This is a genomic window from Pseudomonas poae (assembly GCA_028869255.1).
GTDB lineage: Bacteria > Pseudomonadota > Gammaproteobacteria > Pseudomonadales > Pseudomonadaceae > Aquipseudomonas > Aquipseudomonas poae_C.
Genome location: CP110972.1, coordinates 862,324 through 878,649 on the forward strand (window position 1 = coordinate 862,324; position 16,326 = coordinate 878,649).

Sequence of the window (16,326 nt, forward strand, 5' to 3'; positions counted from 1 at the left end):
GTCGCCTGACACTTTGCTTTGCCCAGTCATTATCCAGGCAAATACCCTGGGAGAGTCTCAGAGTTTGAAGAGTGGGAAGTAGTTGTATTACCTAAGTTGGTTTGTATCGTTATGTCCGTTAGTGGCTATTTGCTATTTGTGTCTGTCGTTTTTAGATAACTCGTGTATTGAATGCGACCTGTTGTTCAGGACGCGTGATGCACACGGTGCTGCGACTTGGCACTGAAGTCCTTTTGCGGGATTTGCAGGGTAACCGTGGCAATCAGAGTGGTTTGTTCTGTTTCATCCAATGTCAGCTGGCCAGTCTTTGCGTCGATAAGCTCCAACTGCCATGCCAGCAATGTCAGGCAGTCATGCAATGCATCCAGGGCCTGGTCATGCAGTTGCAGCGGGTTCTCGGCATTGGCGATCAGGTATTGGATATGCCGCGAGAATTCGCTGATCGCTTGCAGGGCCAGGGCGTCGGCTTTTTCGGCGAGTTTGATCAAGCTGATTTTCATGCAGTCGATGGCGTCGCTGTCATTTCGAATCAGATGAAGATGACTCAGGCACTCTTCTGACTTGAGCAAAAGCTTTTCGGCTTCATGCAAGAACTCAGGAAGTGCAAGTTGCCACTCTTTACCGTCGTTCATCATGCAAGTCTCCACAACATAAGGTCGGGTGATGAGATGTCGCACCGGGTGAATGGCTTAAAACTAGCGCTGAAATATGACTGAAATCTGTAGGGCGCTTCTGAGATTTCAGTAGGAAGCTTATTTAAATGACGGCGACGGCTGTGCGTTGCCCTCATGAGCGGGGTCAGTTGCACACCTTCAGTTGCCGCGACGTGAATGTCTGGAAGGCCCGTGGGCCGAGGGCTAGGGATGGCGAACAAAAGCCTGACTCCATTCATGCATTGAGAATGGCGTCACATTAATGGCTATTAGATATTGCGAATATCAGGTTGGGCCCGATTGCGCATAGGGGAATCCCTTAGAGTGCGGAACCTTGCAGCGGTTTGAGTGTCGCGCAACGTCTCTGAACACACCGGATGGAGGGCCTAAGCAGTAAAGCATGATGTCAGTGTGACATCAATGAATTTACATGGCATTTTACCGGGGTCAAGGTCTGGCGTTCGCCGCCGATAACTAGCATTAGAACTGAAGTGCACATTCCCTTCGCGCACCACTTCCCAGCGCAAAACAGGAGCTTTTAATGGCCGGCATTCTCGACACGGTAGATCAACGCACGCAACTGGTGGGTGAGAATCGCCTGGAGATCCTCATGTTTCGTCTGGCCGGGCGGCAGCTGTTCGCGATCAACGTATTCAAGGTGCAGGAAGTTCTGCAACTGCCCAAGTTGACCCTGATGCCCCAGCGCCATCCGTTTGTGTGCGGCGTGGTCAACCTGCGTGGCCAGACCTTGCCGGTGATCGATCTGTCCCAGGCCATCGGCATGCGCCCGCTGGTGCCGGGCCCCAACAGCACCATTATCGTCACCGAGTACAACCGCTCGGTGCAGGCCTTCCTGGTGGGCGGTGTGGACCGCATCGTCAATATGAACTGGGAGGCGATCCTGCCGCCGCCGACCAGTGCCGGGCGCCAGCATTACCTCACCGCCATCAGCAAGGTCGATGACCAATTGGTGGAAATCATCGACGTGGAAAAAGTCCTCGCCGAAATCGTGCCGTACAACGCCAAGGTCTCCCGCGAAAAACTCGACGACCCGGTGCTGGAGCGCGCCCGTGGCCGCGAAGTGCTGCTGGTGGACGACTCCAATGTGGCCTTGTCGCAGTTGCGCGACACCTTGGGCCAGTTGGGCGTCAAGATGCACATCGCCAGCGACGGTCTCAAGGCGCTGAACATGCTCAAGGCGTGGGCCGACAGCGGCCAGGTGATGACCGACAAGCTGCTGATGATCTTCACCGACGCCGAAATGCCCGAGATGGACGGTTACCGCCTCACCACCGAAATCCGCAACGATCCGCGCCTGCGTGGGCTGTATGTGGTGCTGCACACCTCGCTGTCGGGCAGCTTCAACGATTCGATGGTGAAGAAGGTCGGCTGCGACAATTTCCTGTCCAAATTCCAGCCCGACAAACTGGTGGATGTGGTGCGCCAGCGACTGATGCTGGACGAAGTGCCGGCTTGACCTTAGGGTGGCATCTTTGCTCCTCAGGAATGCAGGCTCATGCTTCGTCTCAGCGCGTTGTACCGTTACCCCTTGAAGTCCGGCAAGGCCGAGGTCTTGCAGCAAATCGGCCTGGATAAACTGGGGCTGGACGGTGATCGACGGTGGATGTTGGTGGACGAGGCCAGCGGGCGTTTCCTCACGCAACGGGCCGTGGCGAAGATGAGCCAGTTGTCGGCGCTGTGGAACAACAGCGGTGGCCTGACCCTGAGTTCGCCCGGTTTCACCCCGCTGGAGGTGAACTTGCCGGGCAGCGACGCCGAGTTGCGCGGGGTGACCATCTGGCGCGACACCTTGCGCGTGCCGGATGCGGGTGACGCGGCGGCGGCGTGGGTCAGCAACTTTATCGGCAAGCCGACCCGGCTGGTGCAGATTCCCCCGGAGCGTGCGCGCAACACCGAAGCCGGTTACGGCCGCGACGACGATCAAGTAGCGTTTGCCGATGGGTATCCGTTGCTGTTGATCGGCCAGGCGTCTTTGGACGACCTTTGCCAGCGCATCGGCCGGCCCATGGAGATGCTGCGTTTTCGCCCCAATCTGGTGATCGAAGGCAGCGAGGCTTTCGCCGAAGACGGCTGGAAGCGCCTGCGCATCGGCGATGTCGAGTTTCGCGCCGTCAAGCCGTGCTCGCGTTGCATCCTCACCACCATCGACCCGCAGACCGGCGAACGCAGTGCCGACCGTGAGCCTTTCGCGACCCTTGAGACGTATCGCAAGACCGAGGCGGGTGCCATTTTCGGCCAGAACCTGGTCTGCGATGGCGCGGGGCGCCTGGAAGTCGGCATGCCGGTAAGCATCCTCGAATAATTCCCTGGCCCATAAAAAATGCCCGTCTCGCAGGAGACGGGCATTTTTTTGTGCGGCGTAACAATCAGCCGCGGTATTCGCACAGGTAGGCGGTGTCCACGGCGACCTTCAGCTGGAACTTGCTGTTGGCCGGCACGTTGAACTGGCTGCCGGCGGCGAAGGTTTCCCAATCGTTGGCGTCGGGCAGTTTGACGGTCAGGGCGCCGGACACCACGTGCATGATTTCGCGCTGGGCGGTGCCGAATTCGTATTCACCCGGGGCCATCACGCCGATGGTCGCCGGACCTTCTGCGGTGCCGAAAGCGATCGACTTGACGGTGCCGTCGAAGTACTCGTTGACTTTAAACATGGGCGATTCCTCGGAAAAGGGTCTGGAAAGGTCGGCCAGTATGCCCAAGGGCAGGGGAGCTGCCTAGACCGGTAAAATCAGCGGCAGCAGGCGTGCGGTGTTGCGTGCATCCTCCAACGCCCGATGTTGCTGGCCGTGGAACTGCATTCCCGCCAGTTGCAGGGCGCCATTGAGCCCCAGAGGCTTGTCCAGACGCCGGGCCTTGGCGAAGCGCTGTTTGAGGTTCACATGCGGCGTCTGGGCCAGCGCGCTGGTCAGGTCATGGCGTTGCCATTCCAGTTCCAGCTGCAGGCGATCGTAGTCACCCCAACTGGCCCAGCCTTCGAGGCGTGTGTGGTGCTGGCCCAGCCAGCGCTCAAACAGCGGCCACACCTCGGTGATCGGCGCGGCGCTGTCGATATTCGCCTGGGTGATGTGGGTCAGCTTGCGACAAAAGGGCGTCAGCAATGGGCGGCGCAGCGGTCGCACAAAGCGCTGGAAGTGATCCAGTTCGCGGCCCTGGCGGTTCACCAGGCTCGCGCCGATCTCGATGACTTCCATCTCTGTCACGGGCCAGCCGCCGTCATCCGTTGTGGCTTCAAGGTCAATAATCAGCCAATGAGGCATCGCGCAGGTTCCCGTACTCTTCCCTTACTGATGGGGATAGAGCGTAGCGCGGCCCCGTAGTTCCCGCCCAGGGGTTATTCGATCTCCAGCAAAACCTGGCGATTGCGCACCTGGTCGCCGGCAATTACCTGCACGGCCTTGACCACGCCAGCCAGGCCCGCCTTCAACGGGTGCTCCATTTTCATCGCCTCCAGCACCAGCAGCAGTTGGCCTTGGGTGACGCTGTCACCGACGCTCACGCGCACGTCGACGATGGCGCCGTCCATCGGTGCCTTGACCGTGCCGCTGCCGGCGTCCGCCTGGCGCCCGGCGGCTTGCTGGGTACGATTGATCACGTGCACACCCGGCATCCATAGCTGAGTGCCGTCGAGGTGGTAGGCGACGCGGCGACGAATACCGTTGAGTACCAGGCTGGCCCAGCGGCCATCGGTGCTGAGGTGGCTGATGTCGATACCGTTGGCATGCAGGTGCTCATGGTCCAGCAGCGTCACGGCGATGTCGTGGGTTTGCTCGTTGACCGCCAGGCGGTAGGCCCAGGGGGTGTTGGCCGTGTTGCGCCAGCCCGACACACTCGGGTGATGCCGGCCGGCGCTGTGGTGATAAAACAGCGCGGCCGCCAACGCGATTTGTTCACCGGTCGCCGCCTGGGGTGGAACCTCGCTGAAGTGTTGGCTGATAAACCCGGTGCTGAAATCGCCGCCGATAAAATCCGCGTGCTTGAGCAAGTCGGCCAGCAGTTGCTGATTGGTTTGCACCCCCAGCAGTACCGTGTCTTCCACCGCCCGCAGTAGTTTGCGCCGCGCCTCTTCGCGGGTGGCGCCATGGGCGATGATTTTGCCGAGCATCGGGTCATAGAACGGGCTGATGGTGGCGCCTTCGAGCAGGCCATGGTCGATCCGCACGCCTGGGGCCGGTTCCCAGCGCCGAACCTCACCGGTTTGCGGCAGGAAACCCTGGGCCGGGTCCTCGGCGTACAGGCGCACTTCCATGGCGTGGCCGGTCAGGGTGACGTCTGCCTGTTTCAGTGGCAGGGGCTGGCCGGCGGCGATCTGCAATTGCCAATCCACCAGGTCGAGGCCGGTGATCAGTTCGGTTACCGGGTGCTCCACTTGCAGGCGCGTGTTCATTTCCAGGAAGTAGAACTGGCCGCTGCGGTCGAGCAGGAATTCCACGGTGCCGGCGCCGACGTAACTCACCGCCCGCCCGGCCTTGAGCGCGGCCTCGCCCATGGCGTGGCGCAGCGCTTTGGTCATGACGGGGCAGGGAGCTTCTTCAATGATCTTCTGGTGACGGCGCTGGATTGAGCAGTCGCGTTCGCCCAGATAGATAAGGTTGCCGTGGTTGTCGCCGAACACCTGGATTTCGACATGGCGCGGGTCGATCAGGGCCTGTTCGAGGATCAGTTCGTCGCTGCCGAAGGCGTTCATGGCCTCGGAGCGAGCGGTGCGCAGTTGCTCCAGCAATTGTGTGCTGTCGTGCACCAGGCGCATGCCGCGGCCGCCACCGCCGGCGCTGGCTTTGATCATCAGGGGGTAGCCGATGCGGGTGGCTTCTTGTTGCAGCGTGGTGTCGTCCTGTTGGGGGCCTTGGTAACCGGCGATGCACGGGACGCCGGCTTCAAGCATGGCGAGTTTGGAGAGGCGTTTGCTGCCCATCAGTTCGATGGCTTCGGGGCTGGGGCCGATGAAGGTGAGGCCGGCGTTTAGGCAGGCTTTGGCGAATTGGGCGTTTTCGGAGAGGAAGCCGTAGCCGGGGTGGATGGCGTCGGCGCCGGTTTTTTTGGCGGCGCTGAGAATGGCGTTGATGTTCAGGTATGACTGGTTTACGGGGGCGGGGCCGATGTTGATGGCTTCGTCGGCCATTTGGACGTGTGGGGAGTGGGTGTCGGGGGGCTGTAGATGGCTACGGTGCGGTAGCCCAGGGCTTGGGCGGTGCGTTGGATGCGGCAGGCGATTTCGCCGCGGTTGGCGATTAGGATTTTTGTTAGCTGCGGCATGGGTGTTGTCCTCGGGTGTATATCCATTTTTGCGGTAACGGCTGCTTATGGTTCCGCTCTTACAGCGGGTCACTTTTTGAAGAGCGCAAAAAGTAACCAAAAACGCTTCGCCCCATCACTCGGCACCTCGCTCTGGCTCGGTGTGCCCGAACGCAGGCTTGAATCCGTGGGCCGCCGCGATGGGCCATCCTTGGCCCAGCGCGGCTAACCCGGCGTCCTGCCGGGTTGCCCACGGATTCAAGCCTGCGTTCGGCCAGCGTGATTGACGGGGCGTCTCAGATCACGATCAAAAGCCCTAGATCAAAAGATCGCTGACTTCGTCAGCGGTAAGGATGTAAGGGCCACGGCAAAAACAAAGCAAAGCACGGCGGCCTGACAGCCGACCTCGGTCAAATGTGGGAGCTGGCTTGCCTGCGATGGCATCAACTCGGTGTGCCTGATACACCTAGGTGTCTGCATCGCAGGCAAGCCAGCTCCCACAGAAAAGCACACCCCACTGCGCACGCGGATCCGCTTTTGATCTACACCACTCAGGTCGGCTACTAGGCCGCCGTGCTCTGCTTTTGATCTTGATCTAGGCGCCCCATTAACCACGCTGGCCGCACGCGGGCTTGAATCCGTGGGTAACCCGGCAGGACGCCGGGTTAGCCGCGCTGGGCCAAGGATGGCCCATCGCGGCGGCCCACGGATTCAAGTCTGCGTGCGGGCACACCGAGCCGGAGGCGAGGTGCCGAGTGGTGGGGCAAGAGCCTTTTGGTTACTTTTGGGCTCTTTTCAAAAGTGACCCGCCGTAAGGGCGGAACCAATACCCGCCATTACCCCAAAAACGGATAAACCCCCAGCTCAGCGAACCCACCCCGGCCTGCGCTTCTGCACAAAAGCCTGCGTCCCCTCAATCCCTTCCTCACCCGTAACCGCCTCGGCAAACCACTGCGCCCCCCGATCCAACACAACCTCCAGCGGCTGCTCCACACTCGCCAACAACAGTTCCTTGGTCCGTGCATTCGCCCCCGGCGCACACCGCAGCACTTGCCCCAACACCTCATCCAACCGTTGCGCCAATGCCTGCGGATCCGCCTCGGCAAAATGCACCACACCCAAGCGTAAAGCTTCCACCCCATCAAACCGCGCCGCCGTCAGCGCCAACCGCCGGGCCTGGGTCAGGCCGATACGCTTCACCACAAACGGCGCAATCTGCGCCGGCAACAACCCCAGGCTGGTCTCCGGCAAACCAAACTGCGCCTGGTGGTCGGCAATCGCGATATCACTCACGCAGGCCAGGCCAAACCCGCCGCCCAGCACCGCGCCTTGCAGCACCACGATCATCACCTGTGGCATCGCTTCCACTTCCTGCAGCAAGGTGCCGAACGCCCGATTCAACGCCTGCAATTGATGACCCGCGCGAACCAGGTCCTTCACATCGGCGCCGGCGCAAAAGTGCCCACCCGCACCGCTGATCACCACGGCGCGCACCTGGCTGTCCAGTTGCGCCACCACGGCGCGCAGTTCGTTGACCATCTCCAGGCTCATCGCGTTGCGGCATTCAGGCCGGTTCAGGGTGATGTGCAGCACGCCGTTATGCGGTTCCAGCAGCAAGGTGTTCATGACTTTTTCCCAGGCAAAGTGCCCATCAGTTTGCAGATGATGCCCAGCATGATCTCGTCGGCGCCGCCGCCGATCGACACCAGGCGTACATCGCGATAGGCCCGCGCCACCGGGTTGTCCCACATAAAGCCCATGCCGCCCCAGTATTGCAGGCAACTGTCGCTGACTTCGCGGCCCAGGCGCCCGGCCTTGAGCTTGGCCATGGACGCCAGGCGGGTCATGTCCTGGCCTTTGATGTACTGCTCGGTGGCCTGGTAGACCAGGGCGCGCAGGCATTCGATTTCGGTGGAGAGTTCGGCCAGGCGAAAGTGGATGACCTGGTTGTCGATCAGCGCCTTGCCGAAGGTCTGGCGCTCCTTGCAATATTCGATGGTGCTGTCGATGCAGTGCTCCAGGCCCTTGATCATGTTGGCCGCGCCAAACAGGCGTTCTTCCTGGAACTGCAGCATCTGCATCATGAAGCCCGCGCCTTCATGGCCGATGCGGTTGCGCTGGGGCACACGCACGCCGTCGAAGAACACCTGGGCGGTCTCGGAGCTGTGCATGCCGAGCTTTTCCAGGGGCGGGCTGACGCTGATGCCGGGGGTGTTCATCGGCACCATGATCAGCGACTTGTTGATGTGTGGCTTGTCGTCGGAGGTGTTAGCCAACAGGCAGATAAAGTCGGCGCTGGGCGAGTTGGTGATCCACATTTTGCTGCCGTTGATCACGTAGTCGTCGCCATCCTTGCGCGCATGGGTTTTCAGCCCGGCCACGTCGGAACCGGCACCGGTTTCCGAAACGCCGATGCAGCCCACCTGCTCGCCGCTGATGGCCGGGCGCAGGAATTCTTCGCGCAGTTCATCGCTGCCGAAGCGGGCGAGGGCGGGGGTGCACATGTCGGTCTGCACGCCGATGGACATGGGGATACCGCCGCAGCGGATGCTGCCGAATTCTTCGGCGGCAACGATCGAGTAGCTGTAGTCCAGGCCCATGCCGCCGAATTTTTCCGCTTTGGAAATGCCCAGCAGGCCCAGCTCGCCGGCCTTGCGAAAGATTTCGTGGATGGGAAAGCGCCCGGCTTTCTCCCATTCATCCACATGCGGGTTGATCTCGCGGTCAACGAAGGCGCGGACGGTGCGGCGCAGTTCCTGGTGTTCTTGGGTGAAGATCATTGTTGTTGTTCTCCTGTTAAAAACGCGCCACACCAAAGCTGTTGGGTTGCAACGGCCGCACCTCGGCTTCATGGCAGATATCCAGCAGCAACCCCAGCAGCGTGCGGGTATCCCGAGGGTCAATCAGCCCGTCGTCCCACAAATTCGCACTGCCATAGAGGGCCGTGGATTGGCTGTCGAGCTTTTGCGCGGTGACCTGTTCCAGCATGTCCAGCACCTTGGGGTCGGGCACCAGGCCGTTTTTCAATTGCTTGGCCTCGGTGACAATCCGCAGCACCTTGCCCGCCTGCGCGCCGCCCATCACCGCCGTGCGGCTGTTGGGCCAGGCGAAGATAAAGCGCGGGTCCAGCCCACGCCCGCACATCGCATAGTTGCCAGCGCCGTAGGAGCCGCCGACCACCACGGTGAGTTTAGGCACCCGTGCATTGGCCACCGCCTGGATCATCTTCGCGCCGTGCTTGATCACGCCGTGTTGTTCCGCCTCGGTGCCCACCATAAAACCGGTGGTGTTGTGCAAAAACAGCAGCGGCGTGCGGCTCTGGTCGCACAGCTGGATAAACTGCGCCGCCTTGCTTGCGCCCTTTGGCGTGATCGGGCCGTTGTTGCCGATCACACCGACGGCGCGGCCCTGGATGTGCAGATGGCCGCAGACGGTGTGGGCATCGAACTCGCCCTTGAACTCGAGGAACTGCGAGGCATCCGCCAGGCGGGCGAGGATTTCGCGCACGTCGTAGGGTTTTTTCGGGTCGTCGGGGATCAACCCCAGCAGGTCGTCGATGGGGTAGAGCGGCTCGCTGTAGGCCCGCTTAGGCGCCGGTGGCAGGCGATCGTCCCAAGGCAGCAGGCTGACAATCTCGCGCACGATGCGCACGCCGTCGGCATCGTTTTGTGCCAGGTATTCGGCGGTGCCGGCGATCTGTGCGTGCATCTCGGCGCCGCCCAGTTCCTCATCGGTCGCCACCTCGCCGGTCGCGGCCTTGAGCAGCGGTGGCCCGGCCAAGAACAGCTTGGCCTTGCCGCGCACTACCACCACGTAATCCGACAGCCCAGGCTGATACGCGCCGCCGGCGGTGGCCGAGCCGTGCACCACGGTGATTTGCGGCAAGCCCATGGCCGACATGCGCGCCTGGTTGGCAAAGCTGCGGGCGCCCTCGACGAAAATCTCGGCGGCATAGTTGAGGTTGGCGCCGCCGCTTTCGGCCAGGGTCACCACCGGCAGTTTGTTCTCCATGGCGATCTGTTGCAGGCGCAGGGATTTTTTCAGGCCGGAGGGGGAAATGGTGCCGCCCTTGATCGCGCTGTTGTTGGCCACCACCAGCATGCGCACGCCGCTGACGTAGCCGATACCGGCGATCAAGCCGCCACCGGCGGCGCTGCCGTCCTTGTCATCGTGCAGTTTGTAGCCGGCCAGGCTCGCCAGTTCGAGGAACGGCGCGCCCGGGTCCAGCAGCAGGTTGAGACGCTCGCGTGGCAGCAGTTGGCCGCGTTTGTCGAACTTGGGCTTGGCTTCCTGCGCCTTGGCGAGCAGGGTGTGTTCCAGCTGGCGCAGGTGCTGGATGCCTTCGAGCATGGCTTCGCGGTTCTGCGCGAATTGCGGGCTGTGGGGGTCGATCAGGCTTTCAATCACCGGCATGGGTTATTTCTCCGCCTTGAGCACATCCGGCAGGTAAGCGCGGTGGAAGCCGTTGAACGCTTCACTCGGCGCCTGGGCCTTGTGCAGCGGCCAGGCACGGCTGCCCAGGCTGGCGGCCCCGTCGATGCGCAGGGTGCTGCCGCTGACGAAGGCGGCGGCCGGGCTGAGCAGAAACACGATGGCCGCGCTGACTTCCGACTCGGTGCCGATGCGCTTGAGCGGCACGTGTTCACGCAGGGTCGGGATCACCGCCTTGAACGCGCCTTCGTAGGTGTCCATGCCGCTGGAAGCAATCCAGCCCGGCGCTACGGCGTTGACCCGCACACCGGCGTAACCCCACTCGAAGGCGGCGGTCTTGGTGAAGTTGTCCATGCCTGAACGCGCCGCGCCCGAGTGGCCCATGCCGGGCATGCCGCCCCACATGTCCGCCAGCATATTGACGATGGCCCCACCGTGCTTGCTCATCGACTGGTTGAACACTTCCCGCGCCATCAGAAAACCGCCGACCAGGTTGGTGCGCAGCACGGTTTCAAAGCCTTTTTGGTTGATCGACGCCAGCGGTGACGGGTATTGGCCGCCCGCATTGTTCACCAGGCCATGGATCGGCCCGTGCGCCTGAACCACCTGTGCGACCAACGCCTGCACCGCCTCTTCATCGCGAATATCACAGGTCTGCCAATGGACGGCGCCGCCGTCTTCGGTTATTTCCGCCGCGACCTTTTGCAGTTTTTCGGGCTTGCGCCCCACCAGGATGATGCGGGCGCCGAGGGCCGCCAGTTCATGGGCGGTGCAGCGGCCAATTCCGCTGCCGCCGCCGGTGACGATGATGGTTTGCCCCTGGAACAGCTGGGCTCTGAAGATCGAGTCGAAGGCCACGGCGACGGTCCTTTAGGTGAGTGAGTCAGCGATGTGTTGCGGCACGGCGATGGGGATTTCCAACAGCTGCTGGGCGAAGGCTTTGCCTTGCGGGTCGATGCGCAGGCTGGCGATGCCGCCGCCGCCCAGGGCGTTTTCCAGCAGGAAGTTGAGGCTGTGGCTGCCCGGTAAATACCAGCGCTCGACGCGGCCGTGCACGGGGTCGAGCACGTGGCCCATCCAGTCGACGAGCACTTGCGGGGTCAGCGCTTCGGCGATCCACGGCAGGTACTCGGGGGCGCGGGCGATCACTCCGATATTGCTGTGGTTGCCCTTGTCGCCGGAGCGCGCCACGGCGAGCTTCACCAGCGGCACGCTGGCGTCGGCGCGGCCTTGGGGCTTGGGCGGATCAACCGGCGCGGCAGGCAGGGTGGGGGCATCGGCCAGGGGCAGCGCGCAGACGTGGCGTTCGCCCTGGAAGTCGATCACCCGCTCACAGGCGGCCTTATCGATCAGAAACGAAAACAGCCGAATCAGCGGGTACACGGTTGGCCGCCCGCCCACAATCCCGGTCAGCCCCGGCGCCATGCCGGTGGCGGCCTGGGCGATTTCACGGGCGAACAACACCAGCGCCGCTTTGCTTGGGTGGCGCACCGCAAGCTTGACCACCACTTCGCGGCAATCCTGGCGCCGGGCGTGGGCGCCGTAGGTGGCTTCGCTGCCGAGCAGTTCGATATTCACTTCGGTGTAGGGCGCCCAGCCGCGCAGGCTGAACAGTTCGCTGGTCTTGTGGATGATCGCCTGGCTGACCCGCTCGGCCTTGGCCACCGCATCAATCCCGGCGATCAGGCAACTGGCGGTGCAACGAAAGCCGTCCGGGTAGGTGGCGCTGACCTTGTACTGCGCGGTTGGCGGCAAGCCCGTGGCGCCGTGCAGGCGCACGCTGTGTTTGCCTTGCTGCTGCACTTTGACCTGGCTGAAATCGCAGATCACATCGGGCAACAGGTAAGCGTGTGGGTTGCCGATTTCATACAGCAGTTGTTCGGCCACGCTGAGTTCGCTGATCAGCCCGCCCGTGCCGTCGACTTTATTGACGGTGAACTGGCCGTCGGCGCTGACTTCGACGATGGGGAAACCGATGTGTTCGTAGTCCGGCACGTCGCGCCAGTCGGTGAAATTGCCGCCGGTGCACTGCGCGCCGCATTCGATGATATGCCCGGCCAGCGCGGCCTGGGCCAGGCGGTCGTAGTCCTGCCACGACCAGTCGAACTCATGCACCAGCGCGGCGCTGACCACCGCGCTGTCGACCACGCGCCCGGTGATCACGATATCCGCGCCCAGCTTCAGCGCCTGGGTGATGCCCGGCGCGCCGAGGTAGGCATTCGCAGACACGCACATCGGCGGCAGCGGCGTGCCGTTGAACATGTCGTGGATGCCGTGCAGGTGCTTGAGCTGGGGTTGCAGGTCGTCGCCCAGCAGCACGGCGATTTTCAAGGGCAGTCGGGCCTTGTCGCAGGCCGCTTGCAGAGCGGCGGCGCAGGCCAGCGGGTTGATGCCGCCAGCGTTACTGATCACGCGCAGGCCCTGGCGCTGGATATCGGCCAGCAGCGGGGTGAGCACGTCGACAAAATCCGTGGCGTAGCCGGCGTGAGGGTCTTTCATCCGCGCCCCGGCGAGGATCGACATCGTGACTTCCGCCAGGTAGTCGAACACCAGGTAGTCCAGCGCGCCGCCATGCACCAATTGGGCGGCGGCGGTGCAAGTGTCGCCCCAGAAGGCGCTGGCGCAGCCAATACGAACCGTCTTGCTCATGAGAAATCCTTCCTCGAATGGCTGCGGTCGAGACTACCAAGCAAGCGCTTGGTTTGTAAACTCCGACCGCAAGTTTTACCCAAGCGCTTGCTTGGGTGGCTGCCACGGCCTAAATTGCCGCCCAAGACGTCAGCACAAGTGAAGGAGAGCAGCATGGATGAGCACAAAGCCCTGCGGGTGATGCGCACCATGGTCGACGCCGGCCAATTGACCGACCCCGACAGTGCCCGGGGCAAGTTACTGCAAACCGCGGCTCACCTGTTTCGTAACAAGGGTTTTGAGCGCACGACTGTGCGTGATCTGGCGAGTGCGGTGGGCATTCAGTCCGGCAGCATCTTTCATCACTTCAAGAGCAAGGACGAGATCCTGCGGGCGGTGATGGAGGAAACCATCCACTACAACACCGCGCTGATGCGCGCCTCGCTTGAGGAAGCGACGAACGTGCGTGAGCGTGTGCTGGCGCTGATTCGCTGCGAATTGCAATCGATCATGGGCGGCAGCGGCGAGGCGATGGCGGTGCTGGTGTATGAGTGGCGCTCGCTGTCGGACGAGGGCCAGGCCCAGGTGCTGGCGCTGCGCGATGTGTATGAAACGCTCTGGTTGCAGGTGCTGGGCGAGGCCAAGGCCGCCGGGTATATCAAGGGCGATGTGTTTATTGCTCGACGTTTCCTCACCGGTGCGTTGTCCTGGACCACCACGTGGTTTCGCGCCGAAGGCAGCCTCACCCTCGAACAGTTGGCCGAAGAGGCCCTTTTGATGGTTTTGAAGGCCGATTGAGGCGCAAGCTATTAATTTACCGGTGGAAAGTTGTCTCCTCAGACAAAAACGCCTAGCTTATCGCCATCAGAGTATTCAACGGTGCGTGCCTCAATGTTTTCGCCATGGCGGCTGGCTGCAGGAGTTACTTTTTGGGCACTGGGCGCCGCGTGGTGGATGCCGGCTTCGGCTGCGCAATTGGTGCGCATCGGCGCGGCGCATTTCCCGCCTTACACCGTGCGCCCCGAGCAGGGCGCCGACACCGGTTTGCTGCCGCAGCTGGTCGAGGCGCTGAACGCCTCACAGACCGATTACCAATTTGTGCTGGTGCCCACCTCCATCCCGCGGCGTTTTCGGGATTTCGAGCAAGGTCGTGTCGACATGGCGATCTTCGAAAACCCTGACTGGGGCTGGCAGAAGATTCCCCACACCAGCGTCGACATGGGCCTGGAAGACGCAGAAATTTTCGTCGCCCAGCGTAAGCCCGATCGCGGCCAGGACTATTTCGCCGACCTTGCCGGCAAACGCCTGGCAGTGTTCAGCGGCTATCACTACGCCTTCGCCAACTTCAACCCCGACCCCAAGTACATGGCCGAGCACTTCAACGCCACGTTGACTTACTCCCATGACAGCAACCTGCTGATGGTGGTGCGCGGGCGTGCCGATATTGCCTTGGTGACGCGCTCGTACCTGAGTGATTTCATGGTGCGCAATGCTGATATGGCCGGGCAGTTCCTGGTGTCGGAGCGCATCGACCAGGTCTATCACCACTACGCCTTACTGCGGCCCAAGGCGCCGATTACGGGTGAGGCGTTTTCCGTGCTGCTCAGGCATTTGCGCGATAACGGGCAGATGTTGAAGATCTTCGAGCCGTATCGCATCGATGTAATGCCGGTGCCCTGAGATCAAAGTAGTGAGCCAAATGTGGGAGCGGGCAAGCCCACTCCCACATTGGCATTGCGCTATTTTCAGACCCTGCGCGCAAACGTATCGCTGTGGTTGCCCGAGACCTTGCGGCAATGCACCAGCGCGTCACGAATCATGAAGTTCACCAGGGTCGGCGATACGCCGAGTTCCTTGGCGATGTCCTTTTGCGGCACGCCGTGCAGGCGATACATCTCGAACGCGTAGCGGGTGCGCTGGGGCAGCTCCGTCAGGGCGTCGGCGATGTTTTCCAGGGTATTGAAATTGATGTGCGAGGTTTCCGGTGAAGCGCCGTGAATAACCACATTCAAGCCTTCCTCTTCCGTCCCGGAGTATTTGAGCTCCAGGGCCTGCTTGCGGTAGTGATCGATCGCCAGGTTGCGCACGATCTGGAACAGATAGCTGAGCTGGGCCTTGAACGATGACGTGATCGTTGGCGCCGATTGCAGCCGGAAGTAGGCGTCCTGCACTACGTCTTCGGCACGGGAGCGGCAACCGGTAATGCGCGCCGCGATCTTCACCAGAATCAGTCGATTATCGACAAAAGCCTGGAGAAGCGGTGAGTCGCACCTGCCTGTGGATACTTGTTCCGTCATGGAAATCACCTTGTCGCAAAAGAGGTTAGGGGAGGGCGTCCTTGCTGAGGCCTCCTACACATCGGGCAACAAATTATGCTTAATGATAATGATTGTCAAATGAGAAGGCGAACTAATCTTATGCCTTTCTGAAAGGTGTGAACCGTGTCTCGCTCGTCCCGGCGACTAATTATTTGCCACCGCCGTCCGTTCTTCTGGGTGACAGGTCCGTTAGTAAAACGACCAAGGATCAGCACCCCCAGGAGGGCGACATGGGTTTTTATCGTGCACACAGCGTGTTTCAGTTTGGAGTACTCAAGTGATGAGTACGCCGACTCGACTGCGCCTGTTCTGCCTGCCCTATTCGGGGGCCAGCGCCATGGTTTATGCCCGTTGGCGCCGCGCTTTGCCGGACTGGCTGCAGGTGTGCCCGCTGGAATTGCCCGGGCGTGGCATGCGCATGGATGAGCCCCTGCAGCGTGATATCAAGGCCCTGGCGGCGCAGCTGGCAGATGAAATCAGCTGCGACCTGAGCGGCCCCTACGCCTTGTTCGGCCACAGCCTTGGAGGTCTGCTGGCGTTCGAGCTGGCCCATGCGTTGCGTGAGCGTGGTGTGCCCGCGCCCCTGGCGTTATTTGCCTCCGGTACGGCTGGCCCGGCGCGCCGCGATGTCAGCGAATACGCCATCGAAAAGACCGATGAACAATTGATCGCTCGCCTGCGCGAGCTGCAGGGCACCGCCGAAGAGGCCCTGGCCAACCCCGAATTGATGCAATTGATGCTGCCGATTCTGCGCGCCGACTTCCTGCTGTGCGGCAGCTTCAGCTACGGCGTGCGCGAGCCGCTGGGCATGCCGATCCACGTGTTCGGCGGCAAGCAGGACAGCGTGCGCGCCGACCAGTTGCTCGACTGGCAACTCGATGCCTCCAGCGGCTTTTCCCTCGACATGTTCGACGGCCACCACTTCTTCCTCGTGCAGCACGAAAGCGCGGTACTGCGCTGCGTGCGGCGCTACGCCGATGAGCACCTGGCCCGCTGGCGCAATGGCGCGGCGCGGCAACTGGCCGCCGGCTGAACGCTGCTTC

At 61.9% G+C, this 16,326-nt stretch carries 14 protein-coding genes and 1 pseudogene; 5 read left to right on the forward strand and 10 right to left on the reverse strand.

Annotated elements, in window-relative coordinates:
* Positions 1 to 185 precede the first annotated feature (185 nt).
* Positions 186 to 635: a hypothetical protein gene (locus LRS56_04070; GenBank protein ID WDU63721.1), complete on the reverse strand. Its 450-nt coding sequence runs from the start codon at positions 633 to 635 to the stop codon at positions 186 to 188.
* 559 nt (positions 636 to 1,194) lie between these two features.
* Here LRS56_04070 and LRS56_04075 point away from each other — a divergent pair.
* Together LRS56_04075 and LRS56_04080 are read left to right on the forward strand one after the other, a co-directional pair.
* A complete protein-coding gene (locus tag LRS56_04075) occupies positions 1,195 to 2,130 on the forward strand; it encodes a chemotaxis protein CheV (GenBank protein WDU63722.1) in 936 nt (311 codons plus the stop codon).
* 39 nt (positions 2,131 to 2,169) lie between these two features.
* Positions 2,170 to 2,976, forward strand: a complete 807-nt coding sequence (locus tag LRS56_04080; protein ID WDU63723.1) for an MOSC domain-containing protein — start codon at positions 2,170 to 2,172, stop codon at positions 2,974 to 2,976.
* Positions 2,977 to 3,040: 64 nt separating this feature from the next.
* Here LRS56_04080 and LRS56_04085 read toward each other — a convergent pair whose 3' ends face one another.
* The 8 genes and pseudogenes from LRS56_04085 to LRS56_04120 form a co-directional block, all read right to left on the reverse strand.
* Positions 3,041 to 3,325, reverse strand: coding sequence for a pyrimidine/purine nucleoside phosphorylase (locus tag LRS56_04085; protein WDU63724.1), 285 nt, complete (start codon positions 3,323 to 3,325; stop codon positions 3,041 to 3,043).
* 63 nt (positions 3,326 to 3,388) lie between these two features.
* On the reverse strand, positions 3,389 to 3,931 hold the full coding sequence (locus LRS56_04090; protein ID WDU63725.1) for an exonuclease domain-containing protein: 543 nt from the start codon (positions 3,929 to 3,931) through the stop codon (positions 3,389 to 3,391).
* Between the two features lie 74 nt (positions 3,932 to 4,005).
* Positions 4,006 to 5,927: pseudogene (locus LRS56_04095) on the reverse strand (acetyl/propionyl/methylcrotonyl-CoA carboxylase subunit alpha).
* A gap of 843 nt (positions 5,928 to 6,770) precedes the next feature.
* On the reverse strand, positions 6,771 to 7,532 hold the full coding sequence (locus tag LRS56_04100) for an enoyl-CoA hydratase-related protein (GenBank protein ID WDU63726.1): 762 nt from the start codon (positions 7,530 to 7,532) through the stop codon (positions 6,771 to 6,773).
* Positions 7,529 to 8,686, reverse strand: coding sequence for a citronellyl-CoA dehydrogenase (atuD, locus tag LRS56_04105; protein ID WDU63727.1), 1,158 nt, complete (start codon positions 8,684 to 8,686; stop codon positions 7,529 to 7,531). The genes LRS56_04100 and atuD overlap by 4 nt, the downstream gene beginning before the upstream one ends.
* A 16-nt stretch (positions 8,687 to 8,702) precedes the next feature.
* On the reverse strand, positions 8,703 to 10,319 hold the full coding sequence (locus tag LRS56_04110; protein WDU63728.1) for an acyl-CoA carboxylase subunit beta: 1,617 nt from the start codon (positions 10,317 to 10,319) through the stop codon (positions 8,703 to 8,705).
* A 3-nt stretch (positions 10,320 to 10,322) separates the two neighbouring features.
* On the reverse strand, positions 10,323 to 11,195 hold the full coding sequence (locus tag LRS56_04115) for an SDR family oxidoreductase (GenBank protein WDU63729.1): 873 nt from the start codon (positions 11,193 to 11,195) through the stop codon (positions 10,323 to 10,325).
* A gap of 12 nt (positions 11,196 to 11,207) precedes the next feature.
* On the reverse strand, positions 11,208 to 12,986 hold the full coding sequence (locus LRS56_04120) for a DUF1446 domain-containing protein (protein ID WDU63730.1): 1,779 nt from the start codon (positions 12,984 to 12,986) through the stop codon (positions 11,208 to 11,210).
* Between the two features lie 153 nt (positions 12,987 to 13,139).
* Between LRS56_04120 and LRS56_04125 the strand changes: the two genes are divergently transcribed.
* A complete protein-coding gene (locus LRS56_04125) occupies positions 13,140 to 13,763 on the forward strand; it encodes a TetR/AcrR family transcriptional regulator (GenBank protein ID WDU63731.1) in 624 nt (207 codons plus the stop codon).
* A gap of 93 nt (positions 13,764 to 13,856) precedes the next feature.
* On the forward strand, positions 13,857 to 14,645 hold the full coding sequence (locus LRS56_04130) for a transporter substrate-binding domain-containing protein (GenBank protein ID WDU63732.1): 789 nt from the start codon (positions 13,857 to 13,859) through the stop codon (positions 14,643 to 14,645).
* A gap of 65 nt (positions 14,646 to 14,710) precedes the next feature.
* Here the strand turns inward: LRS56_04130 and LRS56_04135 are convergent, their stop codons facing one another.
* Positions 14,711 to 15,262, reverse strand: coding sequence for an RNA polymerase factor sigma-70 (locus LRS56_04135; GenBank protein ID WDU63733.1), 552 nt, complete (start codon positions 15,260 to 15,262; stop codon positions 14,711 to 14,713).
* Between the two features lie 301 nt (positions 15,263 to 15,563).
* On the opposite strand from LRS56_04135, the gene LRS56_04140 reads away from it, so the two are divergent.
* Positions 15,564 to 16,316, forward strand: coding sequence for an alpha/beta fold hydrolase (locus LRS56_04140; GenBank protein ID WDU63734.1), 753 nt, complete (start codon positions 15,564 to 15,566; stop codon positions 16,314 to 16,316).
* Positions 16,317 to 16,326 lie beyond the last annotated feature (10 nt).